Below are 26,740 nucleotides of genomic sequence, written 5' to 3'. Positions count from 1 at the left end.
GATTTCTTCAATGTTGAGGAAATCTATTTTTTTATTTCCTGTTGATCAATAATCTTATTTTTTAGTGAATCTCTAAATTGGTTGTAGAAGAATCCACTTTCCAATTCTGTCAATTGATTTAATGCATAAACAGTAAGTGTATATGCATGTGGCTTATCTGGTGGAACTGGTCCAGCATAATGATTTATCACGTAATCGTCATTTAACGTATAAAACCGAGAATACCAAGTATTCTTCCCCTGTGGACCAGAAAAATTACGACTAAAATCTTCTGGTATATTGTTTTGAACAGGAATATCTGAAACCAACCAATGAATGGAGCTCCTGTCCTTGTAACTGCATCATAATCAATTAAAGTCACAGCCAGACACTTTGCATTATCAGGTATATTTCTCAAATGAATTGAAAAAGAAACAACAGATAAATGGAATCAAAAAATCCTTACAATTTTTCTGCAAGGATTTTTTGATGATTAGAGATCGTGTTCAATCTCTCTAATATGATGAAGCTTATTGTCTGTATCAGGCTTACTGATTCCAAAGCTTTCACGTTGATACTTATTAGGGTCATTGATGATCTTAATAACAAAGTCAGCGATACTACTTCTAGAAATCATAGTTCCTTTAAAGGTTTCACCTTTTTTGGTTAGTTCGTAATCAATTTCGGCATCATCGGTCATATAGGCAGCCCGGATAATGGTATATGATAATTGACTACTTTCAATAATTCTAGCGGCGCGTCTAGTATCTTTTTTTGAAGCATGCCCAACATAATTCTCAACCCATGAGCCAAAGGGATCAGGCACTTCATGATAAAGTCCCGAACCAGTTATCCAGATCAACTGTGCTACTGAATTTTGTTGCATCGAAAAGACTATGTTTTGTGCCCAGCGTTCCATTTGTCCATTGAGATTAGCGTAAACTACATCTTGATTAGCAATTACCTTTGTCAAAAATTCTTTGTCGCTGACATCCCCTTCGATTACAGTCACATTATTGTGATTTTTTTTTTTAAGGAATCTAATCGACTAGCATGTCTTAAAACCAGAGTTAATTGATAATCGGAGTTATCCAGAAGTCTTTTCTCAACGATACGAGCAATCTTTCCGTAGGCTCCTAAGATCAATACTTTTTTCATATGATGTTCTCTCCTATTCTATAGAGAATTCTATATTGGTGTCCCCTAATTGATTAAAAAAGGAGATATCATCTTTAATATGGCCAATCTTCTGTAGATCACCAATTACTTCATCGGTTTGTTTGTAAAAGATAACAAAACTATGACGTGGTGCCCAATAGGCAATATCGCCTACTTCATAACCGCTAGTTTTAGCCTTCTTGGCGGGCAAAGCTTCTTTAAAACGATAAGTCATTTCACGTGAGTAGAGATTCATCATTGATACTTTTAATGGAAATTGAGCCATGATTGCTCTCGATGTATCATTATCGTCAAAGTCTGCAGTTAATTCCTGATCATTAATAGTTAATTTTACTTTTGTCATTTATTTTCTCCTGTATTATTAGCCTTGTTTTGTAGGATAAACAGTAAATTCATTAACGTTAACATCTTCTGGTTGATCGATAGCAAAGTTAACGACACGGGCAATAGCATCTGGTGTGATACCAACTGACTTATACAATTTATCCATTCCTTCTTTAGAGTTTTCGTCGGTGATGTGTTGTAACAATTCAGTATTGATAGCCGCAGGATAGATAGTAGCCGTTCTGATGTTAGTTTGTTCTTTAGCACTTTCCATACGAATGACTTCCATCAAGTTTCTAACTGCAAACTTAGTTGCTCCATAAACACCTGAACCAATAAAACTCTTTAATCCTGCAACTGAAGAAGTTGTAATGATTTGACCATGTTTTTGAGTAGTGAAATCTGGCATAACTGCAGCTACACCGTTCAAAACTCCTTTCAAATTAACATCGATCATCATGTTCCATTCGTCGGTCTTTAAAGCACTAATTGGTGAGGTTGGCATGATTCCGGCATTGTTGTAGATAACGTCGATAGCGCCGAATTCTTTTTTAGCTAAAGTAACTAAAGCCTTTAAATCATCAGGATTAGTAACATCAGTAACTCTATATGCGGCTTGACCACCTGCATCTTTGATATCTTGACTGATTTCTTGTAAACGATTCTCACGTCTAGCTCCTAAAACGACTTTAGCACCATTTTTTGCTAACGACTTAGCTGTTGCTTCTCCAATACCTGATGATGCTCCTGTAATTACAACTACTTTATTTTCAACTGACATATTTAATACTCTCCTATTATTTTATTTAATTAGTAAAACGATGGTTTATCCCATTCTGTATTTGGTTCAACTACACCGATACTTTGTGACTTATATAAATCTGGTTTGGCAACAATATTACTGATCAATTTAGCAACTGCTTGCCGAGTGACCTGAGTTCCCTTCATAGGTTGACCTTGAGGAACGGTGTCATAATTATAATTGCCGTCTTGATTGTATAACCAACTCATTCTTAGGAAGGTATAATCTAGACCACTATTATCAATGACTGCGGCTGCTTTTTTGATATTAGTATAATCACCCATCATTCTGGCGTTCCACTTACCAAATTTACCAGCAACTTCGTCATAGATTCCTAGTCCACCAGCAACGATTAAACGTTTAACGTTTTCTTCTTTCATAACTTTAACAACATTTTGATTAGCTTCAATAAAATGACCCGTTGCCATATAGACGATATCTTGATTACTAATAGCACTTTCTAAATCTGAGACATTATTCCAATCTCCATCGACTAAAGTAATTCTCGAATTTTCTTTATATTCAGATAACCTTTGATTAGCACGTCTAGCAAACAACGTGATTTCGTTATCAGATTTTTTTAGTAACATTGGAATTAAATATTTCGAAATATTACTTGTAGCACCTAATAAAACGATTTTTTTCATGTAATTCTCCTATCTTTTTTTATTCAAAATGTGATGATAATTGACCACATTGATTTTTTTAATATTGTGTTTGTTAAAAACAATTTTTTCTCCATATGGTGAGAGACTGATAGTTCTCTTACCAACGATCTTCCACGTCCCAGAATAAATATTTTTAACACCGTGTTGGTTCTCATTCCATTTATGATTCTTATGGAAAGTTATCTTTTGATGAAGGTTTTTGTTATGATGATTGATCCAAACGCCAACTACATCTTTGTCCCTAATTTGTTTAACCGTTGAAACATGGTTTGTGTTCTTAGCAGCTAAAGAGTCATCACTAGGTCCAAAGCGGAAACTAATAAACATTAAGATTCCAACAAAGATGATTGTTGATAAAATTCCTTTAAACTCTTTGTTCATGTCACACTCCTTTTTCTTAACTCGCTCTTGATTACAAATACTAGTATAATAGCTTTAAAGAATATTTGAAGAATCCAATGATTTAATCAGTATAAACTAAAAGTTAATACTATAAAGGAGGATGAATCATGGATATAACACAGTTGCAAACCTTTGTCCGTGTTAGTCAATACGGTAGCTTCACTAAAGCTGGCGAGCAGAGTTTCATTTCGGGAACGGCAGTTATGAAACAAATCAACAGATTAGAAAGTGAATTAAACCTTAAACTTTTTGTTAGAACAGCTACCGGGACTAAATTAACGGCTGAAGGTGAAAAGTTTCTCCCCTATGTAAATCAAATCTTGAGTTTATTAGATACTGCAATCGAAGAGACTAGAAAAGCTGGTCTTTCAGGAAAAAATATCATTAATATTGGAACTTCTATTTTGCATCCGGCCGATCCGTTCATGGAAATCTGGAAAAAAATAACCACACAAATGCCGGATTATCAGATCCGTATTGTGCAGTTACAAGAAGATTTACGTTCAAAAAATCGTGAATATGCAATGTTAGGAAAAAGTTGTGACATAATAGTAGGAACTTTTGATAATACGACTTTAAAACAATCATTTGATGCAATTACTTTAGGTCAGTACGACTTTGGCGTTGCCGTTAGAAGTGACAATCCCTTGGCCAAACTTAGTCAAATTAGTTTTGAAGATTTAGATAACCAAGAATTATTGAGCGTTCCTATGGAAATCAGTGAGAAAAACGATCAATTAAGAAAAATTATTCATGATAAATACCCCACTATTAAAATAGTAGAAACTACTGGACGTTATGATATGAATACTTTTAATCAAGCAGTTGAAGAGAACATCCCTTTGATTACTTTGACCCCTTGGAAGAGGATTCATCCTAATTTGGTCTCTATACCATTGAAAACTGATATTCATGTATCCTACGGGATTTTGACGACTAAATTTCCCGGTAGTAAGGTTGATAATTTCTTATTAGAGCTATCAAAGGTACTCAAATCATAATATTTCGAGAATCGAGTAGGAGGTGACAATTAGTCACCGACCTCTCACACCACCGTACGTACGGTTCCGTATACGGCGGTTCATTAATTTAAGCATTTTGAATAGACTCGAGTTTCTTGGACATATTTAATAGCCCAAGGGACTCGAGTTTTCTATTCGTTAAAGTGTATAACAAGGTCTTACTATGCGCAGTTCGCCAATACCCCTTGCGGGTGTTAGCGAAGGTGCGAGCCTGATTCTTTGTCATACCAAGTTTTACTAGGTTTCTAATTCTGGTTTTGACTTTCTTCCATGATTTCCAGATATATTGTCTGATTCTTGAACGAAGCCATTCATCTAAATCTTTAATGAATGTTTTCATACTTCCAATTCCATAATAGTTGAGCCAACCTATCATCTTTTGATGTATCTCTTTAAAGAGAACATCGAGGCTCCTGCCTCGATTCCTCTTTGTCATTAACTTGAGTGATTTTTTGACTCTCTTTTTAGCTTGTCCGCTGGGTCTTATATAAACACCCTTGGCAGACATACCGAGAGAAAATCCTAGAAATTTCAATCTTAACGGAGAACCAACTTTGGTTTTCTTTCGATTGATGGTTAATTTCAAGTCTTTCTCAAGAAATTTTGAAATACTTTCAAGAACCCGATATCCAGCTCGTTTACTTTTGACATAAATATTACAGTCATCGGCATAGCGAACAAATTTATGTCCACGGGACACGAGTAATTTATCGAGTTCATTTAAATAGATATTAGCCAATAATGGCGAAAGGTTACCACCTTGTGGCGTTCCTTTTTCGGACTTTTGGAATAATTGTCCATCCATTACACCACTAGTCAAAAATTTACGAATCATTCTCAATAACCATTCATCGTCAATATACTGCTTGATGAATTTCATTAGTAAGTCATGATTGACTGTATCGAAGTACGATTTTAGGTCAAGGTCTATCACAAAGTGATAGCCTTGATTATAAAATTCTGTGACACGTTTTATGGCATCATGGGCACTTCGATTTGGTCTAAATCCAAAACTATTATCAGAAAACACATTCTCAAACACAGGCGTCATTGCTTGTGCAATGGCCTGTTGTACTAAGCGGTCAACGACCGTTGGTACACCTAACTTACGTTTCGACCCATCGGGCTTAGGTATCTCTACTCTTCTGACAGGTTTAGGCTTATAGGTAAGGTTGCTTAGTGATTCTATCAATTGGGTTTTATTCTCTTTGATATAGTCAAACAGCTCATAGACAGTCATTCCATCTATTCCTTGTGCACCTTTATTTCTATACACTCGTTGGTAAGCCAAGTTAAGATTGGTTCTGTTTAAAACTATTTCTTTAAATGAAATGCCATTCTTGTTCGTATTCTCACCAGAGGCGGTACTACGCGCCTCTGATTGCTTTTGATTTTCCAAATCTATCATCCTCAGATGGTCAGCTTTTTGTTCTGTTTTCTGCGATTGTCGCACCGCTTCCACCTCCAATATCGAAAAGAATTATTAATGTTCGGTCCTTCGTCACTAGTGACTACTATGACCTCGGCTGACTTCTGTATCATTCAGCCAAACATCACTGGTTGGTTTGTTTGTAGAATACATTTCGTTTTCTTGCCAAACATATGGTACAGACCTCCCCGGGTAAGAACGCTAACTTTCGTACCATGTAGCTGCCGACTTTACTAGGAATACTTTCGAGTAGTATAGGACTTTTTCTTGGGTCGCAGGTTTATCCAGTATTTCTAGCCTTATAGTCGATTTTTGTTCATCAGCTCAGTATTTTGCTTTAGGCTTCCTTCAGATTTCACCTCACGGTGGACACCCTTGCCCTCGGCTAGTGATTCCGACTACTACGGCTCACAGTGGACTTTCGCCACCAAGTTAGCGCCCATGCCGGGCGCACTACAAAAAGGACTTTTCCAATGTTAGGAAAGGTCCTTTGTTTTGTCATAAATTTTTTAGCTATTCCAAGAATTTTTTAGATCCTCATTAACCAATAGATCAATAAATCTTTGAATAATGTCTGAAACTTTACGCTGTTTACTCCAAATCACTTGTTGTTCAATTAAACTTACATCTTTCAACGGTAAAAATTTCAGATCATTAGTATCGCCAATAAAAGCACCTTTAGCACATAAAGGATAAGCAGTCTGATTCTTGGCTAAATACAAAGAATTGGAAACAAGATTTTGTTTACCGATGATATGCAATTCTGATAACGGAATTCCCAACAAAGTAGTCATTTCAGCCTGAATTAAATTGTTACGAGTTATAAAGATAGGAACATTTCGTAATTCGGCTTTTGAAATATCTTCTTTTTTTAAGAATGCTGATTTTGAAACCACCAATCCCCAAGAATCTTTTAGTTGTAAATCATTCACATAATATTTAGCAGTTTCACTCGGCTTTAATACAATTCCTAAATCCAACAAGCCTTGATCCAAACGTTCTTGAATATCGGTACTATCTAAGTCGTACAATTCGATTTTTACACCAGGAAATTGTTTATGGTAGCGCTTAATAGTTTGTGCCAGTAGATTGGCAGCGTTAGATTCAATACACCCAATGGCAATTGTTCCTACTATTTTATTATCAGTTTCTTGTACACGCGTTTTGGCTTGAGTAAGCATCGATAAAATTTGTTTAGCATCCGTTTGTAATTGAACTCCAGCATTGGTCAAAACCATCTGGCGTTGTTTTCGGATAAACAGTTCCGTTCCCAATTCATCTTCGAGTGTCTTTAACTGTCTACTCAAGGTTGGTTGCGTAACGTGTAGTTCTCGTGAAGCCTGAGAAATAGTACCTGTTTGGGCAATTGTTAAAAAGTATTTTAATAATCTAGTTTCCATATTTCCCCCTATTCAATAAATGGATAGTTTATCTTTTAATATAGGTATTTTACATACTTACAATACTCTCTTATGATGAATTTAGCTAATAAATGAGGAGTGAAAATATGCGAAACGTAATTTTAAATAACAAATTATCTATGCCACAATTGGGTTTAGGTACAATGAATGTCAAAAATTTACCCCAAGTATTACCACAAGCTATCGACTTGGGATATCGATTAATTGATACAGCAGCGAACTACGACAACGAAATTGAAGTTGGTCAAGGAATCAAAAATAGTAATATTGATCGAAAAGATTTATTCGTAACTTCTAAATTAAAAATCCAGTCAGATGGCTACAATGGAACAATTAAAGCATTCAATGAATCCTTAGAAAAACTAGGTCTAGATTATTTAGATCTTTACTTGATTCATCAACCTTACGGAGATATTCTCGGTGAATGGCGTGCAATGGAGAAACTTTATCAAGACGGTAAAATCAAAGCCATCGGTGTATCTAATTTTGCTCCATTCCAATTAATCGATTTGACAATGCACAGTGATATCAAACCAATGGTCAATCAAATTGAAATGCATCCTTTCTTCCAGGAAACTTCAGAAGCCAACTATGCTTTGCAAAATGATATTCAACCAGAATCTTGGGCACCATTCGGCGAAACTATCAAAGTTTTAAGTAAGCTACCTACTTTGAAAGCAATTGCCGATAATCATCATAAAACAGTTGCTCAAGTTATTTTACGTTGGTTGATGCAAAGAAATGTCGTTGCAATTCCTAGTTCCAGCAGCATCGATCATTTAAAGGAAAATATTGATATTTTTGATTTCGATTTAACTAGTCAAGAAATGGATAATATCAAACAACTTGATACAAAAGAATCAACTTTTATCGATCATTTGACCGCTGAAGGTGCTGAATTTCTTTCAAAGGTTAACTAATATGAAAATTTATGATATGAATTCTCAAGAATATCTTGAAGGCGTGAAAGAAAGTCAACGCAGTAAATCACTTTGTTTCAAAATTAATAATATCGATCCCAATGATCCCGAACTTAGAAAGTATTTAGATCAATTATTTGAAAACCGATTGCCTGAAAATAGCACTATTTGGACGCCTACACAAATTGATCGTGCTAATAAAATTAAAATTGGTAACAATGTCTTTATCAATCATAGTTTAACTACGGTAGCATTAGGTGGTATTACAATTGAAGATAATGTTCAGATTGCTCCAGGAGTAACGATGCTGACGGCTAATCATGATATCGAGCACATGAATATCTTAAAAACAGCGCCAATCCATATTAAAGAAGGTGCTTGGATTGGCGCTCGGGCAGTTCTTTTACCAGGTGTAACAATTGGTGAACACGCTATCGTTGGCGCTGGTGCTGTCGTGACGAAGGATGTTGAACCATATACTGTCGTTGGTGGTAATCCAGCTAAATTGATTAAAAATCTTAAATAAAAAGCCAAGTCTTCAAAATGGACTTGACTTTTTTTGCAAGCTTACAGAACCTATTTACGTCAAATAGTCTGATACGAAACAAATTGATTCAATCGGTCCCATATCTTACAAACAGTATTTTTTTGATTCTAGGAATTAGTCTATTTTCCCCGTATGATAAAACCATCAATTAAGAAGTCGAGGCAAACAAATGACTAATCAAAAAATCAAAATTCACATTCTACACACTGGCTTGGTAAAAGTAGATAGAGCACTACCCTTCCATGGCGAATATCGTAATCCCTTAGCATTTACTGATCTATTTCGTTCAGAAAAAAATCAAGTGATTTTACCTGTTTCCAGTTATTTAATTGAACATCCCCATGGGTTAATTTTAATCGATACTAGCTGGAATAAATTAGTAAGACAAAGCAATTGGAAAGAACTCGGTCCACAAATTCAAATCAATACTGGATATTTACCAATGGGTTGGTCAGTTGATGAAAGATTAGCTACTTTAGGTTACAAACCTTCAGATATCGATTACTTATTATTGAGTCATTTACACTGCGATCACGTCAGCGGTTTAAAACAAGTTAAAGATGCCAAAAATATTCTCGTATCCGAACCAGAATTACGTCAAACAACAAACGCTTTTACCATAATTTCTTTTTGAGTTACAATTTTTATATCAACAATTAATGAAAGGAAATTAACCTTGGCATTCAAAACACCTTTAGCTGACCAAATGCGTCCTACTAAGTTGGAACAAATGGTCGGTCAACAAGATCTCTTAAAAACTGGTCAACCACTTCGCCAGATAATCGATAAAACTGTTAACATCCCTTTGATCCTCTGGGGACCTCCTGGGACAGGGAAAACTAGTTTGGCAAGAATTATCGCCAAAAAATACAAATATCCCTTCGTTTCATTCAACGCCTCAACTGACAATAAAGCCCAACTAACGCAATCAATCGACACCTACCCTTATCAGTCTTTTGTTCTATTGATTGATGAAATTCATCGCATGAACAAAACACTGCAAGATTTTCTGTTGCCATATTTAGAAAATGGTCACATCATGTTGATTGGCTCAACGACTGAGAACCCTATCATGTCAATCGTTCCCGCCATTCGTTCAAGATGTCAGATTTTTGAATTTAAACCGCTAGATACTGAAGATATTACCAAAACTTTGAAGCGAGCTACTGATGAAATTTTTGAATTAAAAGAAGATCAAATTGAAGCTGATTCTTTAAAGTTAATTGCTATTTCTTCTGGTGGAGATTTAAGAATTGCCTTGAACATTTTAGAAACGATTCACGCCATCAATCCTGACCAAATAACTGTCAAAGATGTCAAACGTTTTGCCAAACAGCAACACTTTAGCTATGACAAAAAAGCTACTAAACATTATGATTATTTGTCAGCTTATTCTGACTCGATGGCCGGTTCCGAGACTGACGCTGCTTTGTACTATTTGACTGTCCTTCTCAAAAACAACGATTTACCTTCTGTCGTTAGAAGATTACGGGAAATTCCTTATACTTACATCGGTTTGGCTAACCCACAACAAGCTACCCAAATAGTGATTGCAGCCAATCAAGCTGAAAAAATTGGCATGCCTAAGGCTAAGTACCCTCTGATGTTTGCGACGATGTTGATGTGTTTATCACCAAAGTCCGGTTCTTTTGATGAAACTTGGGAATTATTAGACAAAGACACTGAACATCCTAACTTACATCCAATGCCAAAAGGTTTGCGGGATGCTCACTACAAGCATTCAGAAGAGGTCACTGGTGGAGGTCTGTTCAAAAGTCCCTTCGCTCAGCCGTTTCAAATTGCTTCTCAAAACTACATGCCAGAAGGTTTTACTGGTAAGCGTTATTATTATCCTAAAAATAATGAGAGTGAGAAAAAGTTTGGCGAGCAATACTTAAAACTACATAAATTCATTTACCATGAAGATTATAAAAAATAAAACAACTTGCAAATATTTGTACGCCAAGCGTAGTAAATTATTGCGAGTTGTTTTTTAATCTTTAACGTATAATAAATGAACTCCGCCATCACCTAATGGTTTAGTCGTTTTAATCGTAAACTTATCATCTACAAATGTTCCTAAAGTGTCAAAAGCCGATTTTATATTTTGATCACCACTGACATATGGAGATACGACCAATGATATTTCATCAACTAAATGGGCTTTTAAGAAGGCTCCATTGATTATCGCGCCACCGGCTAAAGAAATAGCTGTAATACCAAAGTGTTTCTTCAATTTTGTTAGAGCTTGATTCAAGTCTAAATCTTCAGTACCACAAATGATATATGGTATTTCCATTGATTGCAAGAAAGCCAAATAAGATTTTGAAGCTTGTTCCGTCAAAACTTCGATTGCCCGATTCTTATGGCCACCATATTCAAAATAGTTGGTTTCCCATCCCATTCTTCCTTTACGATCAAAACTAATATCCCATGTTTCTGATTGAATATCTGGAATCCAATCTTGATAATCAATACCCGTTGTTTTGAACTTTGATAAATCAGGATTACCTTTGGCAGCATACATGGCAACTGTAGTTGAACCATTAGCATTGGCATTACTTAGTCTAAATAATTCTTCCGAATAAAAAGCTCCTGAAATTTTGTCTCCTGCTTGTTTACCATAAGCACCATCAATTTTACTATCAATCGATGTATGCATATGAACGATAACTTTTGCCCTATCCATAATTACATTCCTTTATTTTAACTCTTTTAAAGCTTCATTTATTGATATAGTTCCATCACCAATATCGAAAGCTTGTTTAATTGTTTGATTATTTTCCAGTGAAGCAACTACTACATTTGCTACATCAGCACGTGTGATATTATTATGTGGCAAGTTATGACCAATACTGATTTGCCCCTTAGCTGGTTCATTTGTTAATTGTTCCGGATGGATGATTGTATAATCCAAATTAGAATTCAAAACAAACATATCTCCATAATACATGGCTGCACTGTATTCTTCGTATTGATTCATCCATTCTAGTCGATTTTCATCATGAAAATGTTCGATGCCACCTGCGCTGACTAAAACGAATCGCTTAACACCTGCTTTTTCTGCTGCTTGAGCAGCCTTAACTTTGCCGTCCAGATCAATCATCATTCCACCACCAGCTGTAAAGACAATTGCATCTATTTCCTTTAGTTGAGTGGCAATATCACTGACTCTTTTTCTAACATCAACTAGCCGTGCCTCTACGCCATGTCTTTGAAATTCTTCAATTTGTTCAGCGCGCCTAACCCCAGCTACTGGAATCATCTCTGATTGTTCTAAACTCTTAATCACTTGTTGACCAGTTTGTCCATGAGCACCAATTACTAAGATTTTTTTCATTTATTTAACCTCAATTTGCTATTTGTTTTGATGTCCTTATTAATTAGTACCTAAACGTTCACCATTAACGATCTTTTCAATGCTCACTGGATCACGACGGTCGAAGAATTGACTTTCATTTTTATCTAATTGAGTGATTGTTTTCATATCATCAGTTGATAATTCAAAATCAAAAACATCAAAATTTTCTTTCATACGTTCTAAATGAGAACTCTTAGGAATGACTGTAATACCCCTTTGAATTAACCATCTTAAAATTATTTGGCCATTAGATTTATTGTATTTTGAACCAATATCTTTAATGATTTGATTAGTAAAAATATGATGCTTTCCTTCAGCAAATGGAGCCCAAGCTTCAACGTGGATATCTTCATTTTGATTGAAATCTACTTCAGAAAGCTGTTGATTCCAAGGATTGACTTCTAATTGATTTACAGCAGGTTTAACCTTATTGAATAATTCTAAATTCTTCACCTGATCACTATAAAAATTAGAAACTCCAATGGCCTTTATTTTTCCAGCTTGATAAGCTTCTTCCATTGCTTTCCAAGCACCAAAGAGATCACCATATGGTTGATGAATTAAGTACAAGTCTAAATAGTCCATATCTAATTTTTGTAAAGAAACATCAATAGCTTTCTTTGCGGCTTCATAACTAGCATCTTTTATCCAAAGTTTTGACGTTACAAAAAATTGATCACGGTCGATGCCACTTTTCTTAATTGCACGACCCACAGCTTCTTCATTACCGTAAATAGCTGCTGTATCAAATAATCGATAACCTACACTAATTGCATCACTAACAATTCGTTCACATTCAGTTGAATCATCAATTTGGAAAACGCCGAATCCTAATTTTGGCATTTGAAGGCTGTTATTTAATTGAGAATATTCCATATAATAAAACTCCTTATAGATTTTTTTTATAGATTTTCTTTAAAGAAACTGTCGAACTTATCAAATGGAATCAAATCGATTTGGTCATATAAATCAGTATGAGTAGCTCCAGGAACGATAACTAATTCCTTAGGATCATTCAAGCGTTCGTATGATTCTTCAGCCATATAACGTGAATGAGCTTTTTCACCAGTAACAATTAGAGTTGGGCGTGGTGAAATAGTTTCGATATGTGATTGAAGATGGAAATTGTAGTAACTCCATGGAGTTGTTGCAGTCCAGGCACTAGCAGAGTTTACTGAACGAGGATGGAAAGCGCGACCACGATAGTAATTGAAGAATTCTTTTGTGACTGAATCAGCATCTTCGGGTAGATCTTCTGGGAATAGTACGCTTGATTGCATAGGCTTATCATTTTCATCAAATGGTAATTCATGTAATCCTCTAGCAGGAGTACCATTTTCAGCATCTTCCCAACGTTGTTGTGCCAAAGTTTGTTTTTCGATTTCACGTTGCTTCTCAGTCTTAGAATTATTCATGCCCATCCACATTGAATCGGACATATCATACATAACTGATGTAGCAACTGCTTTAATACGTACATCGATTGAAGCGGCAGTTAAAACGTGACTACCCAAACCACAAATACCGATAGCACCAATTCTTTCACGGTCAACGAATTTTTGTAAACCGATGAAGTCAACGGCGGCTGAGAAATCTTCAACAAAAATATCTGGTGAAGCGACATCTCTAACACTACCAGAACTTTCGCCAGTTGTTGATTGATCAAAAGCGACTGTCACAAAGCCATTTTCTGCCATAGTTTGTGCATATAGACCACTAGATTGTTCCTTTACGGCACCGAATGGTCCAGAAATTACAATGGCTGGATATTTCTTAGAACTATCGAAGTTCAAAGGTAAATACATGTGGCCGGCTAAAATAAAGCCAAAACGGTTTTTGAAACGGACATTTTGAACGTCGATTTCAGGATTGATTTTAAATACTCTTGTATCATTTGCTAATTTACTCATAAATATTTTCCTCTTTTTTCTTTATTAAACGTCTTGTTTGATTGGACGAATGATCATTTCATTCAAGTCCATATTTTCTGGTGCATTGATAGCGAAAACTACTGATTTAGCAATGTTTTCGGCAGATAGACCAATTTGCTTTTCAACTTCGATTTCAGCTTTTTGATTATCAGCATTGCCAATTGATTTATACAATTCGGTTGCTACTGAACCTGGTGAAACGATAGTTGTTCTAATATTGTTGTTGTGTTGTTCTTGGCGAAGTCCTTCCATGATGGCACGAACAGCAAATTTAGAACCATTGTAAACTGCCAAATTTGGGACAACTACGTGACCGGCAACTGAATCGGTGGCAATAATGTGACCAGATTTTTGCTCAATCATCGTTGGCAACACTGCAGCGATACCGTTCAAAACTCCCATGACGTTAACATCTAAAATTCTTTGCCATTCATCACGAGCACGATTTGCCAAAGCATTAACTGGCATGACACCGGCGTTATTGTATAGAACATCTACTCGACCGAATTCTTTTTTAGCAGTGTCGATCAAGGCTTGTACTTCATCAAAATTAGTTACATCGACTTTTTGAGCAATGATATCCTCATCTGGAAATTCTGCTTTTAGTTCATTTAGACGATCTAATCTTCTGGCACCAATGACCAATTTTGCATGTTGTCTGGCTAATTCTCTAGTAGTAGCAGCTCCAATTCCGCTGGAAGCACCAGTAATGACGACGACTTTTTCTTTATTCATTAAAAAACCTCTCCTTTTTTGATTTCTTGGGCCGGATTCCCCATGACGACTGTGTTTGCTAAAACATTCTTCGTTACTACAGAACCTGCCAAAACAACTGCTCCTTTGCCAACTGTGACGCCTGGCATGATCGTAACGTTTGCTCCCACATTAGCTTTTTGCTTGATAGTGATTGGAGCCTTATTTTTAGTTTGATAATTAGTCGTTAAAAGCGTTGTGTTCGGTCCAATAATTACGTTATCTTCAATTACTATCTTGCCTATATCGACCATCGTGACATTACAATTAATAAAAATGTTTTTACCAAATTTGATGTTACGACCATAGTCGGTATGAAACGGTAATCTAATCTCGTCAGTTGAATCCAATTGATAACCAAGTATTTCACTCAATAGTTGATTGCTTTCTTGGGAACAAACTCGACTAGTATTTAAATGTTGTAGCAAGCGTTGATTCTGTTCAACTAAACGTTCGTCAACATTAAACAGTTCTGATTGACAAGTCATTTGATTGCTCCTTTCAACTGAATGACCATAGTATAAAATCATTTGCCAAATATGTGAAATACTTCTAAAATATGCATAAGCATAATTATAAGTTATGGAAGGAATCGATTATGGAATTACGAGTTTTGCGTTATTTTCTAGCTGTCGTTCAAGAAAAAAATATCACGAAAGCCTCCGAAAAACTGTTGATCTCACAGCCTGCTCTATCTAAACAATTGTCAGATTTAGAAGACGAGCTAGGGACAAAATTGTTTATTCGTGGACATCGGCAAATAACTTTAACTTCTGAGGGCCAATACCTCAATGCCAAGGCTAAAGAAATGGTTGAACTGGCTGATAAGATCAGTGCTAATATCCAAAGCAATCAAATTATCAGTGGTGACTTAACGATTGGTGCCGGTGAAAGTATCGGAATGAAACGCATTCTTGATGTCTTGGGTAATATTAGTCAAGACTATTCTGATGTCAAAACTCACTTGATCAGTGGGGATGCCAATGAGATGGAACGAAGTCTTAATAACGGGATTTTGGATTTTGCTGTCTTTATGGGTGAAAGAAATTTGAATGACTTTAATTATTTACAGATGCCTGAAACTGACCATTGGGGTGTCATCATGCGAGAAGATGCATTGTTAGCTGACAAAGAATTCATCGAACCTAAAGATCTCCTAAATCTACCATTATTAATATCATCCCAAGGACTAGCCAGTCATCATTTTGACAATTGGTGGGGCAATCTTGGTCCAGAGATGAACATTACTGGGACTTTCACCCTCTCTTATAATGCCGAATTGCTAGTACAGAGTAGTCATTCTTATATGCTGACGTTCGATCATTTGTTGAATCAAAATAATATTCAACATTTAGTCTTTCGTCCTTTATCTCCACAAATAATCGAACCAATTACTGTAGTTTGGAAAAAGAATACTGTTCTATCTAAAGTTTCACAATTATTTATCAAACGTTTAAAAGCTTCATTACAAGAATAGTCAAAAAAAATACCCCCAAATCATGGAGGTATCTTTTTTGACTATTTATTTTATTCCCAATCGTAGTCGGTTGGATCATTTAATCCACGTCCTGTTGCCTTGTCAAGCATAATTCTTTGTTCAAAGTGAGCAACATTACGTTTTGTAGCTTTGACCATGTCAGGGTTAACTGATACATAATCAATACCACATTGAATCAAGAAGTTAGTAAAGTCTGGGTATTCTGATGGAGCTTGTCCACAGATTGAAACTGTCTTGCCATCTTTATGAGCTGTCTTGATTAGGTGATTAATAGCACGTTTTACAGCTAAGTTACGTTCGTCAAACAATCTTGAAACAGTATCGTTGTTTCTATCGCAGCCTAGAATCAACATTGCTAAGTCATTTGATCCGATTGAGTAACCATCAACGTACTTATTAAATTGATCGGCCAAAATGATATTTGAAGGAATTTCAGCCATCATGTAGATCTTGAAGTCATCGCCACGAACTAAGCCTTCATCTCTGATAATATCGGTAACTTTTCTAGCTTCGTCAACAGTTCTGACAAATGGAATCATGATATTCAAGTTCTTCAAACCGAATTCGTTACGAACTTTCTTAACAGCACCAAGTTCTAGTTTGAAGGCTTCAATGTACTTAGGATCGTAGTAACGAGAAGCACCACGCCAACCTAACAAATCAGCTGGTTCATGTGGCTCATACTTGTCTCCACCCTTGAGGTTACGATATTCACTAGACTTGAAGTCTGATAGACGTAAGACAACTGGTCTTGGAGCCATAGCACGGGCAACTTTAGAAATACCATCAGCCAACATGTTGATGACTTTTTCTGGATGACCTTGTTCGATCAAATATAGTGGGTGCTCATGAATAAATGTAGTCCATAAGAACTCTTCTCTCATTAGACCAATACCATCAGCGGGTAATGTTGAGTACTTTTCAGCTAAATCTGGATCACCCAAATTCATCATGACACCAGTTGCTGTTGGAGCAAATGTTTCAGCAGCTACTACTTGGCCAGCAGGTGCATTGCTTTCAGCTTTCTTAGCGATTCCTTCCACTTTACCGGCATAAACAATACCGTTTGTAGCATCAACTGTGATAACATCGCCAGTCTTAAATGATTCTGTAGCGGCTTGACCTTTACTCTTAGTACCAACGATACAAGGAATTTGCATTTCTCTAGAAACGATAGCAGCGTGACAAGTCATACCACCATTATTAGTTACGATAGCAGCAGCTTTCTTCATAGCTGGAACCCAATCAGGAGATGTCATCAAAGTAACTAAGACTTCACCCTTCTTGAATTTATCAATGTCGTCAGGAGAATCAATTACGTGAACGACACCACTAGCAACACCAGGACTAGCAGGCAAACCACGAACTACTACTTTAGCGTCTGATTCAGATACAGCATTTTCATCATCAGTCTTAGCTTTCTTCTTCTTTTGTGACCAAACTGTTTCTGGACGAGCTTGAACGATCCAAAGACGATTTGTGTTCTTATCCAAAGCAAATTCCATATCCATGTAACAGCCATAGTGACGTTCAATTTCCTTAGCATATCCAGCTAATTCAATAACTTGTTCGTCAGTAAGAACTTGTTTTTCTTGTAGCTCTTCAGGAACTGCTTTTTCAACAGTACCTTCATCAGGATTTCTTTCCAATTGGATTGTTTGTTTAACAACGTTCTTCTCATCGATTTTCATTGATTGTTTATCGACAACGAAGTGGTTTGGTGTAACTTTACCTAAAACAATATATTCACCTAAACCATAAATTGAATCGATAACGATCTTAGATGCATCCCCGTTAGCAACGTTAACTGAGAACATAATACCTGAAGCCTTTGAGAAGACCATCATTTGAACTGCAGCTGACAAAGCAACTTTTTCATGTGGGAAGTGTTGCTTGTGTCTGTAATATGTTGCACGATCTGTAAATAGTGAAGAATAACATTGTTGTACACGGTTAACTACATCGGCAGCTCCCTTAATATTCAAATAAGATTCTTGTTGACCAGCAAATGATGCATTTGGCAAATCCTCAGCTGTAGCAGAAGATCTGATAGCAACAAATGGATTGTCCTGTCCAACTTTTTCAGATAAATCAGCATATGCTTTTTCGATATCATTAGCTAAATCATCAGGCATCTTTGCACCAACGATCAAATTTCTGATCTTTTCACATGTTGCATGTAGCTCATCTGAATTTTCGTAGTCCTTGATACCCTCTAGCAATGCGTTAACCTTATCGTTTAAACCTGTTTGAGCCATAAAGTGTTGATATGCACGTGCGGTTGTCGCAAAGCCATAAGGCACAGGTACATCCATCGAAGAAGTCATTTCTCCCAGTGAAGAAGACTTTCCTCCTACTAAATTAACATCCTCACGATGTAACTCATCAAACCATAAAACATTAGCAGTATCACGACTACTCATAAATATTACCTCCTTTTGATTTTTACCTTGAATCTTTCCGAGAGTTGAAATGTAACCGCTTTCAACCACAAGTTCATTATAGTTCACTTTGTAACAAAATGTTACCCTATTTTATGTTTTTTCATCAAAATTTTTTTGACTCTTTTTGAACGTTGTAATTGGTATAACCATCTTGAAACCACTATATTTAAGTAATTTATCGATGATTGAAAATGATTGGTATTGATTGAGACAAAAAATATATTTTGTTTCTTGCAAATTAATTGTTTCACAATATGGAGCTTTTTAAACTCATTTTTATCAATTTTTTCTTTTAAAAGGCGAAATATTAACAGTGGATCTAATAATGAACGCACAGAAAAAATCATCTTCATTAATATTGTACAAATTGCTGTTCCCTAATATAAAAGCAACAATTTGTGAACAATTTTTCTCAAATCTTATGTTCCAAAAGAGAAAAATCCCCTATGTCTGAGAGACGAATTCTATGAACCATATGTGTACGAGTGGTGGTCTAAAAAGCGAACTGAGCCGTAGAATCAACATTCTTAAAAATAGCCTTTTTTTGTCAAAAACGGGGGTTATTTGTAAATAATAGCCCCTGTAAAATGTTGACGTATCAGCACTTAAAAACTACAATAAAATGATAGGGGTTATTTATTAATATAACTAAATAATAGTCCCCACAATGGAGGAGCTATGAAACAGCTAGTTTTACCTATAAAAGATACAAATATCCTAAATGAAGTTAAAAATACACTTTTAAGGAATTTCAAATATGGTCGTCGTAACTACACAATTTTTCAAACTGGCAAAGCGACCCTACTTCGAGTTTCCGATGTCATGTCTTTAAAATACAGTGACGTTTTTGACGAGTATGATGAACTACGAAAGAACGCTTATATTCACGATAAAAAAACTGGTAAACCGAATACTTTGTATTTGCGACCAATTAAACGTGACTTATTGATTTATCAAAAATGGCTTTTGGAAAATCACATTAATTCCGAATGGCTTTTCCCTTCAATGCAACGTCCTAATCGACATATTTCGGAAAAGCAATTTTATAAGATTATGGCAAAGACTGGAGATTTATTGGGAATCAATTATTTGGGTACGCATACGATGAGAAAAACTGGAGCTTATCGTGTCTATATCCAATCTAATTACAATATCGCTTTAGTCATGAGACTTCTCAATCACAGTAGTCAACAGATGACTTTGGCTTATTTAGGACTAGATCAAGAATCCCGTGAACAAATGCTTGATCAAGTTGACTTCGGTTAATTAAACGCAAAAAGACAGACCCAACAGTAATTTGTTAGGTCTGTCTTTTTAACTAACTATATATTATATTTGCTACTCTAAACCGAATTTTTGAAAATGTTCTTTTAAATAATCTAGGGTTAAACTTGATGCATGCTTGACCAATTCACTTGGATCACCGGCTGCCATTAATTTACCACCAGCAGCACCACCCTTTGGACCTAAATCAATTAAGTAATCAGCGTTAGTCATCAAATCCAAATCGTGAGTAATAATAATAATCGTTGCTCCTTTTGATTTTAATTTATTCATAACACCGAGCAGGGTTTGAACATCGATTGGATGCAACCCGACAGATGGTTCATCGAAAACAAACATCGTTTTATCTTGTTTGCCTGTCAAATGATTAACTAGTTTCAAACGTTGAGCTTCCCCGCCTGACAACTCTGGTGTACTTTCGCCGAGATGAAGATAGTTTAAGCCAATTTCGTCCAATAGTTTTAATTGCTTTTCAATTTTGGGAACTGATTCAAAAACCTTCAACGCATCTTTAACTGATAAATTAAGCAAATCAACGATCGAATAACCATGCCAACGGATTTGTTGAATTTCATCCTTGAAACGATTCCCATGACAGTATGGACAAACTTCTACCATATCCGGAAGATATTGAATATCTAAGGAAATTTTCCCGATACCACCACAGTGTTCACAAGCACCTTGCTTATTATTGTAGGAAAAATTCGAAATAGTATATTTTCTAGCTTTAGATTCGGGTAAATCAGCAAACATATGCCTCAAATTATCCATGATCGTCGTATAAGTTGCTAAACTCGATCGCGTATTTTTACCAACTGGTTTAGCATCGATGCTGACAACATTAGTTAATTTGGTATCTAGTTTTGTGACTTGTTTTGGCAATGCTTGCTTGTTCTTTTTACTCTCGATAGCTGGTACTAGACTGTCTAAAATCAAACTAGTCTTGCCGGCTCCTGAAAAACCAGTAATAGCAGTTATTTTATTTCCGGGTATCGAAGCTGATATATCATGTAAATTGAAATAATCTTTAACTTCGAAATTTGTTGATAAATCTGTGGCATTTTTCTTAGATGGTACCTTTTCATGCATAATATTGGCTTTTCCAGAAATAAACGGACCGATTAATGAATTCTTATCATGAACTAATTCTTGTGGCGTACCTTGAGCGATAACATTGCCTCCAGCATCACCAGAACCAGGACCAATTTCAATTACCCAGTCAGCAGCACTGATAATATCAACTTCGTGATCAACAACTACTAGAGAATTTCCTTGATCAATCAATTTATGAAAAATATTGATCAAGCCTTTAACATTATCAGGATGAAGACCAATTGAAGGTTCATCCAAAACGTAAAGTACGCCAGTTGTTTCAGTTCTTAAGGTCTTTGCCAATTGGATTCGTTGTAGTTCTCCAGTCGACAAAGTATTGCCATTTCTAGATAAGGTCAAATAATCTAACCCTAAATCAAGCAGTGGCTGTAAAGTATCATGTAAATTCTTGAAAAGTACTCTAGCCATGGCCTGTAATTCTTGTGGAAGTTCTTCTTTAGTTATCTTTTCCCAATCAGCAAGTTTACCCAAAGTTAGGTCGGAAACCTCAGCGATATTCTTTTGACCCACGATTTGTGTTAATAATTCAGGATTCAAGCGTGTGCCATGACAAGTTGGACATACTGAAAAATGAAAGAATTGATTGATCTTATTGATGGAGCGTTCACTTTTGACAGTCTTTAAAGAATCATAAACCGCTTCATAAGCATTCTCATACAATGTTTTATCAGTGTGAAAAACACGACCAGTTGAGGTTCTGAAATCGACTGAATATTGTTTCTTTTCACCATGTAAAACGATATTCTTTTCTTTGTCAGTCAAATCTTTATAAGGAACATCAGTCCGAACTCCTAGAGTTGCTGCAACTGTTGGCATGAAATTTCTTCCAGGAAGATGCCATGAAGCGACCACTCCTTGATCAAGGGTTAATGACTCATCGCCAATTAATTTACTTTCATCTAATTCACGGATTTTACCTGTACCATGACATTGAACACAGGCACCACCAGAATTAAAGGCGAAATCTTCGGCTGACTTGGCCATGAATTGAACACCACAGACGGGACAAGTAATTACTCCCATACGATCTCCTGGTAAATCCATCGCTTGGGCTATTTTAAGACTAGGCTCTATTCGGTGACCATTTGGACAGACGGTTGAGCCTAAGCGAGAAAAAATCAATCGAACGACATTAAAAATTTCACTCATTGAGCCAACGGTCGATCTTTCTGAAGGAACTCCAGGACGCTGACGAAGAGCAATTGCTGAAGGAATATGTTTAACTTCTTGGACGTCTGAACGCTTACTTTGACTAATTCGTCTTCTCGTGTATGTCGATAAAGCTTCTAGGTATCTTCTTGAACCCTCAGCATACAAGATACCCATAGCTAACGAACTTTTCCCAGATCCGGATGGTCCAGAGATAGCCACAAATTTATTCAAAGGGATATCAACATCGATATTCTTTAAGTTGTTGACTTTCCCTCCTCGGACCTCAATTTTTTTATCCATATAACCACAGTACTTCCTTTTTATGAATATTAATTTAGCAATAATTATAATAACATTGTAAACTGTATAGTTACAGTTATGTTACCGCCAAAATGATTCTCAAATTAGTCAAAAAAATAAGGAAACCGATTAAGGCTTCCTTATTTTTTATAATTGTTGTAATTGATTTTGTTGAATCCAAGCATTAGTACCAATACGATACATCTTAACATTAGTCAATGGGTTAACTGCACGACGATCAACAATCCATTCCGTACCATTGCCCACGGTATTACCAGTATAATTACCGGCATTATCATAAACTTTGGCATTGGCAGTTGTTCTAACAGTTGAACCAGCTAAGAATGTAGCCCATGGCAAAGCATCATCAGCTGCCACAAAGCCATTAGTAGAAACATGGTAATAGAAGTTTCCATCAATAATTGCAATCATATCAGAAATCCATTCACTGTTTGGAGCAAGAGCTAAATCAGTTCTTTGATTTCCATAACGGTCATATAGATGTGTTACTTGATTCTTAGTTGTTACACCACCACGCAAATCAGCAGTTTTATAATTATCTCTGTTTTGATAGTCAGCATTAGTCTTTTTAGCATCAGCAATGTCGTACTGAGAAACATTAGCGTAGTCGTTATCGTTAGTTAAATAATAAGCATATACATCACTAGCGTCATATTTGCTGTAAGTTTCTTGATTATTTCCCATTTCTTGTGAGAAGTAAATCATTCCGTTATTAGCAACACTTACCCCAATACCAACAAAGTTCACGTAAGGATTTAGCATATTCTTTCTGTGACCATAATTTGGTTCGGGATCATACATTTCACTATAAAATTCATTGGTGATTTTTTGAGCAATAACAGTTGGATCAGTAGTGCCCAGCATTGAATATGGCATTTGAGCAATATTCTCTTCAGCCGTTAAATTGTATGGATACATATTAGCTGAATTCCAGCCCGCATGATTATCAACGCCACCAGAACCAAGGAAACTGTCAGTTCTACTTTGAGCGTAACTGTTTAAAGTATTTACTGAAGTTAATGGTTGTAGATTGTTTTGAGCACGTAAACGATTCAATTCTGAAAGCATGGCTACTCGAACGGCAGCTGTATCGATCTTTTGATATCCTGCTTGAGTAGTGGCAGTATTATTACTTGTAGTGTCAGAACTATCTGTTGAAGTCGTTTGATTATCTTTAGCAGTACTATTTTGGACAACGTTCTCTTGGTCATTGTCGTTTGTGGCAGTGGCTACACTGGAATTATCGCTATTCTTGGTAGTATTTGATACTGTGGGATTTGTCGTAGCGGTGGTATCTGCATAAGCAAGATTCCCTCCTAAACTTGTTGCAAGAAGTGCGCTGGCGGCTAGTAGAATAGCCGTTTTCTTTGTTTTCGAAAACATGATACTCCCCTTTTCACTGTGTAGATAATGGTTACATTCATTTTAACTCATTAAAGTTATTAATAAAGCATTACTTATAATAAATATTTTATATTATTTCGACAAAATAAAAAAGCCTTTCGGCCTCAAATTATGATTTATCGAAATCCTTAATCCAAGCTATTGCAAGCGCTCCCTTACCGAGATGTGCTCCGATAACAGGTCCAAAGTATGACCGTTCCAAAGTATTATCAGGATATTTCTCCCTTAACTCTTTTGCCCAACGGTCACCAGCTTCTTTATCATCAGCATCGATAACTAATAATCTCAACGGATAATCAGCTTCTTGCATAGCATTAGCCAGTTTTTCTTCAGCTTTTAATTTAGCTTTTTTCATGGATCGAACCTTATCATAAGCCACAATTGCATGAGTTTGGTTGTCAAATTCCAATAAAGGTTTAATATTTAAGACAGTACCAATTACCGCAGAAGCATTGGAAAGTCTGCCACCTTTAACTAAGTTTTTTAAATCATCTACAACAAATGACTCGCCAATTGATGCTCTCAATGAGTCTAAACGAGCAATGATCTCATCCAATGGTTTGTCTTCTTGAGCCATTCTGGCAGCTTCTTGGGCCAAATAACCCATTAAACGAACGGTGATATGTGAATCGTAAACTACGACATTAATGTTGTCGATAGTTTGAGCAGCACTTTTTAGATTATTAACAAATCCGGAAATAGTACTTGCTAAATGAATCGAAATTACGGTATCATAGCCTTCTTTAGCCAATTTATCGTATACGTTCATCATTTCACCAAGAGAAGGTTGAGCCGTTGAAGGTAATTCTGGTGATTCTTGTAATAAATCATAAAATTCAGATGTAGTAATATCGATGTCTTCTCGATACGTTTTAGTATTAAATACTACCTCAATCGGTACAACTGTTATATGATATTTATCGACTATTTCTTGTGGTAAATAAGATGTACTATCAGTTACAATGGCTATTTTCATAAATTTATCAATTCCTTGTTTGGTTACGTATAATGATTGTATAACCATTAGATTATATCATACTCATTCACTTTTATATTTGTTACAACATAAAAGTTTCAGAAATTCTCAAGTATTTTTAGAAAGGAAATTATATATATGTCTTTTGACGGAATGTTTACCCATGCGATGGTAAACGAATTAAATCAGAATCTTCGCGGTGGTCGTATCAGTAAAATCCAACAACCATTCGCTAACGAATTGATTCTAACAGTACGTAGCAATCGGAAAAATCGTCAGCTTTTGTTATCAGCACACCCTAGTTATGCTCGAGTTCAAATTACTGATCAACCTTTTGCTAATCCAGCTAAACCCTCCACTTTTGTAATGTCTTTACGTAAGTATATTACGAGTGCAATTGTACAAGATTTTCATCAATTAAATAATGACCGTGTAGTCATGATCGATCTATCAGCCAAAAATGAACTAGGCGATATCCATGATTATACTTTGATCACTGAAATTATGGCTCGTCACAGTAATATCTTCTTGGTCAGCAAAGAAACTGGTAAAATCGTTGATTTGATCAAACGTGTTTCACCTGAAAACAACAGCTATCGAGGTCTATTGCCAGGAGACGATTATAAATTACCACCCGCTCAAAATAAGGTCAATCCATTTGCTACTAGTGAAACTGGTACTGGATTATCTGCCAGTGATTTACGAGCAAAATTTGAAGGGATTGGTTTGGATACTTCAAAAGAATTAGCTGAATTTCTTGCAGCAGGTCATAATTTAGCTGATTTTACAGACCTTTATCAAAATCAAATCCACCCAAATACCGCAAAGTCTAACGATAAAAATAAGTTAGGTTTCTTCCCTATTAGTTTTACAAATACTACTACTGAGGTGACGACATACTCTAGCCTAAGTGAATTACTAGATAATTTTTACTTGGACAAGGCTCGATTGGATCGAATCGAACAGCAAACTAAGAGTATCACTCATCGTTTAGATATTATTTTGAAAAAGGATAAATCCAAGATCAAAAAGCTCAATCAACAATTGAAAAAAACCGATGTTATGAGCAAATACAATCTTTACGGTGAATTGTTAACGACTTATATGTCAAAAATCAAGCACGGTAGTAGTTCAATAACTTTAACTAATTATTACAATAACGAGGATGTCACGATTAAGCTTAATCCTGAGTATTCTCCTTCAATGAATGCTCAAAGTTATTATAAGAAATATCGTAAGCTACAAAATTCTATTCCTCATATCAATGAACAATTAGAAATTACTACTAATGAAGTTAATTACCTAGAATCTGTGTTGGCTTCCCTCGAATACGTTGATATTGAGGATGTTGACGGCATTGTTGAAGAATTGATTTCTTCTGGTTATATTAAGAAAAAGCGCAAGAACGCTCGAAAAAAACGTAAGAAAAAGATTGGTGAAAATTTCCAAACTACTAACGGCATTGAAATTACTGTCGGTAAAAACAATTTGGAAAATGACCAATTAACGATGAAACTGGCACAAAAGAATCATTATTGGTTCCACGTTAAGAACATCCCTGGTTCTCACGTTATTTTAAAGACCAGCACCCCTGATGAAGATTCTATTACTCAGGCTGCCGTTATCGCCGCATACTATTCAAAGGCTCGTGAATCTAGCAAAGTTCCAGTAGACTATGTTCAAATTAAACATATCAGAAAGCCTAATGGCGCTAAACCTGGATTTGTAATTTTTGAAGGTCAAAAAACTATTTTAGTAGACCCTGATCGTAAGTTAGTTGAATCATTAAAAGAAAACTAAAAAAGACAAT

Annotated in this window: 27 protein-coding genes; 8 read left to right on the top strand and 19 right to left on the bottom strand. The window is 35.8% G+C overall.

Annotated features, from left to right (window positions below; all coding sequences use genetic code 11):
• Positions 1 to 23: 23 nt before the first annotated feature.
• The 7 genes from FFM65_RS03460 to FFM65_RS03435 form a co-directional block, all read right to left on the bottom strand.
• Positions 24 to 317 carry a YbhB/YbcL family Raf kinase inhibitor-like protein gene (locus FFM65_RS03460; RefSeq protein ID WP_119317570.1) on the bottom strand — a complete coding sequence of 98 codons (294 nt, stop codon included), beginning with the start codon at positions 315 to 317 and terminating at the stop codon, positions 24 to 26.
• 155 nt (positions 318 to 472) lie between these two features.
• Positions 473 to 991, bottom strand: a complete 519-nt coding sequence (locus FFM65_RS03455) for an NAD(P)H-binding protein (protein WP_119317767.1) — start codon at positions 989 to 991, stop codon at positions 473 to 475.
• Positions 988 to 1,137, bottom strand: a complete 150-nt coding sequence (locus tag FFM65_RS12265; protein WP_255311477.1) for an NAD(P)H-binding protein — start codon at positions 1,135 to 1,137, stop codon at positions 988 to 990. Before FFM65_RS12265 ends, FFM65_RS03455 begins: the two co-directional genes overlap by 4 nt.
• A 13-nt stretch (positions 1,138 to 1,150) precedes the next feature.
• The gene (locus FFM65_RS03450; RefSeq protein WP_119317571.1) at positions 1,151 to 1,501 is read right to left on the bottom strand and encodes a cyclophilin-like fold protein; all 351 of its coding nucleotides are present in this window, start codon (positions 1,499 to 1,501) and stop codon (positions 1,151 to 1,153) included.
• A gap of 18 nt (positions 1,502 to 1,519) precedes the next feature.
• Entirely contained in the window at positions 1,520 to 2,263 is a 744-nt protein-coding gene (locus FFM65_RS03445) for an SDR family oxidoreductase (RefSeq protein WP_119317572.1), read from the bottom strand.
• A gap of 29 nt (positions 2,264 to 2,292) precedes the next feature.
• A complete protein-coding gene (locus FFM65_RS03440) occupies positions 2,293 to 2,931 on the bottom strand; it encodes an NAD(P)H-binding protein (protein ID WP_119317573.1) in 639 nt (212 codons plus the stop codon).
• 9 nt (positions 2,932 to 2,940) lie between these two features.
• Positions 2,941 to 3,333 (bottom strand): hypothetical protein, encoded by a 393-nt coding sequence (locus tag FFM65_RS03435; protein WP_119317574.1) that lies wholly within the window; start codon positions 3,331 to 3,333, stop codon positions 2,941 to 2,943.
• Between the two features lie 128 nt (positions 3,334 to 3,461).
• On the opposite strand from FFM65_RS03435, the gene FFM65_RS03430 reads away from it, so the two are divergent.
• Positions 3,462 to 4,355 carry a LysR family transcriptional regulator gene (locus FFM65_RS03430; RefSeq protein ID WP_119317575.1) on the top strand — a complete coding sequence of 298 codons (894 nt, stop codon included), beginning with the start codon at positions 3,462 to 3,464 and terminating at the stop codon, positions 4,353 to 4,355.
• Between the two features lie 88 nt (positions 4,356 to 4,443).
• On the opposite strand, the gene ltrA is transcribed toward FFM65_RS03430, so the two are convergent.
• Together ltrA and FFM65_RS03420 are read right to left on the bottom strand one after the other, a co-directional pair.
• Positions 4,444 to 5,829 (bottom strand): group II intron reverse transcriptase/maturase, encoded by a 1,386-nt coding sequence (gene ltrA / locus FFM65_RS03425; protein WP_119317576.1) that lies wholly within the window; start codon positions 5,827 to 5,829, stop codon positions 4,444 to 4,446.
• Positions 5,830 to 6,314: 485 nt separating this feature from the next.
• Positions 6,315 to 7,205 carry a LysR family transcriptional regulator gene (locus FFM65_RS03420; RefSeq protein WP_119317577.1) on the bottom strand — a complete coding sequence of 297 codons (891 nt, stop codon included), beginning with the start codon at positions 7,203 to 7,205 and terminating at the stop codon, positions 6,315 to 6,317.
• Positions 7,206 to 7,312: 107 nt separating this feature from the next.
• On the opposite strand from FFM65_RS03420, the gene FFM65_RS03415 reads away from it, so the two are divergent.
• The 4 genes from FFM65_RS03415 to FFM65_RS03400 all read left to right on the top strand — a co-directional run bounded on the left by FFM65_RS03415 (position 7,313) and on the right by FFM65_RS03400 (position 10,632).
• The gene (locus FFM65_RS03415) at positions 7,313 to 8,146 is read left to right on the top strand and encodes an aldo/keto reductase (RefSeq protein ID WP_119317578.1); all 834 of its coding nucleotides are present in this window, start codon (positions 7,313 to 7,315) and stop codon (positions 8,144 to 8,146) included.
• A 1-nt stretch (position 8,147) separates the two neighbouring features.
• Positions 8,148 to 8,672 (top strand): DapH/DapD/GlmU-related protein, encoded by a 525-nt coding sequence (locus FFM65_RS03410; protein ID WP_119317579.1) that lies wholly within the window; start codon positions 8,148 to 8,150, stop codon positions 8,670 to 8,672.
• Between the two features lie 190 nt (positions 8,673 to 8,862).
• Complete coding sequence (locus FFM65_RS03405; RefSeq protein WP_245954218.1) at positions 8,863 to 9,327, top strand: MBL fold metallo-hydrolase; 465 nt, start codon at positions 8,863 to 8,865, stop codon at positions 9,325 to 9,327.
• 42 nt (positions 9,328 to 9,369) lie between these two features.
• Complete coding sequence (locus FFM65_RS03400) at positions 9,370 to 10,632, top strand: replication-associated recombination protein A (RefSeq protein ID WP_119317580.1); 1,263 nt, start codon at positions 9,370 to 9,372, stop codon at positions 10,630 to 10,632.
• A gap of 54 nt (positions 10,633 to 10,686) precedes the next feature.
• Here FFM65_RS03400 and FFM65_RS03395 read toward each other — a convergent pair whose 3' ends face one another.
• The 6 genes from FFM65_RS03395 to FFM65_RS03370 are packed head-to-tail and all read right to left on the bottom strand — an operon-like array spanning position 10,687 to position 15,226.
• Positions 10,687 to 11,382, bottom strand: a complete 696-nt coding sequence (locus tag FFM65_RS03395) for a dihydrofolate reductase family protein (protein ID WP_119317581.1) — start codon at positions 11,380 to 11,382, stop codon at positions 10,687 to 10,689.
• 12 nt (positions 11,383 to 11,394) lie between these two features.
• On the bottom strand, positions 11,395 to 12,033 hold the full coding sequence (locus FFM65_RS03390) for an SDR family oxidoreductase (RefSeq protein ID WP_119317582.1): 639 nt from the start codon (positions 12,031 to 12,033) through the stop codon (positions 11,395 to 11,397).
• 39 nt (positions 12,034 to 12,072) lie between these two features.
• A complete protein-coding gene (locus FFM65_RS03385; RefSeq protein ID WP_119317583.1) occupies positions 12,073 to 12,930 on the bottom strand; it encodes an aldo/keto reductase in 858 nt (285 codons plus the stop codon).
• Between the two features lie 26 nt (positions 12,931 to 12,956).
• Positions 12,957 to 13,964, bottom strand: coding sequence for an alpha/beta hydrolase (locus tag FFM65_RS03380; RefSeq protein ID WP_119317584.1), 1,008 nt, complete (start codon positions 13,962 to 13,964; stop codon positions 12,957 to 12,959).
• 24 nt (positions 13,965 to 13,988) lie between these two features.
• Positions 13,989 to 14,720 (bottom strand): SDR family oxidoreductase, encoded by a 732-nt coding sequence (locus FFM65_RS03375; protein ID WP_119317585.1) that lies wholly within the window; start codon positions 14,718 to 14,720, stop codon positions 13,989 to 13,991.
• Positions 14,720 to 15,226: a DapH/DapD/GlmU-related protein gene (locus FFM65_RS03370; protein ID WP_119317586.1), complete on the bottom strand. Its 507-nt coding sequence runs from the start codon at positions 15,224 to 15,226 to the stop codon at positions 14,720 to 14,722. Before FFM65_RS03370 ends, FFM65_RS03375 begins: the two co-directional genes overlap by 1 nt.
• A gap of 110 nt (positions 15,227 to 15,336) precedes the next feature.
• Here FFM65_RS03370 and FFM65_RS03365 point away from each other — a divergent pair, with 110 nt between their 5' ends.
• Entirely contained in the window at positions 15,337 to 16,215 is an 879-nt protein-coding gene (locus tag FFM65_RS03365) for a LysR family transcriptional regulator (protein WP_119317587.1), read from the top strand.
• Positions 16,216 to 16,265: 50 nt separating this feature from the next.
• Here the strand turns inward: FFM65_RS03365 and ppsA are convergent, their stop codons facing one another.
• On the bottom strand, positions 16,266 to 18,659 hold the full coding sequence (ppsA, locus tag FFM65_RS03360; RefSeq protein WP_119317588.1) for a phosphoenolpyruvate synthase: 2,394 nt from the start codon (positions 18,657 to 18,659) through the stop codon (positions 16,266 to 16,268).
• Positions 18,660 to 19,358: 699 nt separating this feature from the next.
• Here ppsA and FFM65_RS03355 point away from each other — a divergent pair.
• Positions 19,359 to 19,946: a site-specific integrase gene (locus FFM65_RS03355; RefSeq protein ID WP_119317589.1), complete on the top strand. Its 588-nt coding sequence runs from the start codon at positions 19,359 to 19,361 to the stop codon at positions 19,944 to 19,946.
• A gap of 72 nt (positions 19,947 to 20,018) precedes the next feature.
• Here the strand turns inward: FFM65_RS03355 and FFM65_RS03350 are convergent, their stop codons facing one another.
• The 3 genes from FFM65_RS03350 to FFM65_RS03340 form a co-directional block, all read right to left on the bottom strand.
• Complete coding sequence (locus FFM65_RS03350; RefSeq protein WP_119317590.1) at positions 20,019 to 22,529, bottom strand: excinuclease ABC subunit UvrA; 2,511 nt, start codon at positions 22,527 to 22,529, stop codon at positions 20,019 to 20,021.
• A gap of 147 nt (positions 22,530 to 22,676) precedes the next feature.
• Positions 22,677 to 23,933: a CAP domain-containing protein gene (locus tag FFM65_RS03345; RefSeq protein ID WP_119317591.1), complete on the bottom strand. Its 1,257-nt coding sequence runs from the start codon at positions 23,931 to 23,933 to the stop codon at positions 22,677 to 22,679.
• A 130-nt stretch (positions 23,934 to 24,063) separates the two neighbouring features.
• Positions 24,064 to 24,930 carry a DegV family protein gene (locus tag FFM65_RS03340; RefSeq protein ID WP_119317768.1) on the bottom strand — a complete coding sequence of 289 codons (867 nt, stop codon included), beginning with the start codon at positions 24,928 to 24,930 and terminating at the stop codon, positions 24,064 to 24,066.
• Positions 24,931 to 25,068: 138 nt separating this feature from the next.
• On the opposite strand from FFM65_RS03340, the gene FFM65_RS03335 reads away from it, so the two are divergent.
• Positions 25,069 to 26,730, top strand: a complete 1,662-nt coding sequence (locus FFM65_RS03335) for an Rqc2 family fibronectin-binding protein (protein WP_119317592.1) — start codon at positions 25,069 to 25,071, stop codon at positions 26,728 to 26,730.
• Positions 26,731 to 26,740 lie beyond the last annotated feature (10 nt).

The organism is Companilactobacillus formosensis, assembly GCF_005405305.1.
Lineage (GTDB): Bacteria > Bacillota > Bacilli > Lactobacillales > Lactobacillaceae > Companilactobacillus > Companilactobacillus formosensis.
The sequence above is the reverse complement of the archived record's forward strand: the minus strand, read 5'-3'. Positions and strand labels throughout refer to the sequence as shown.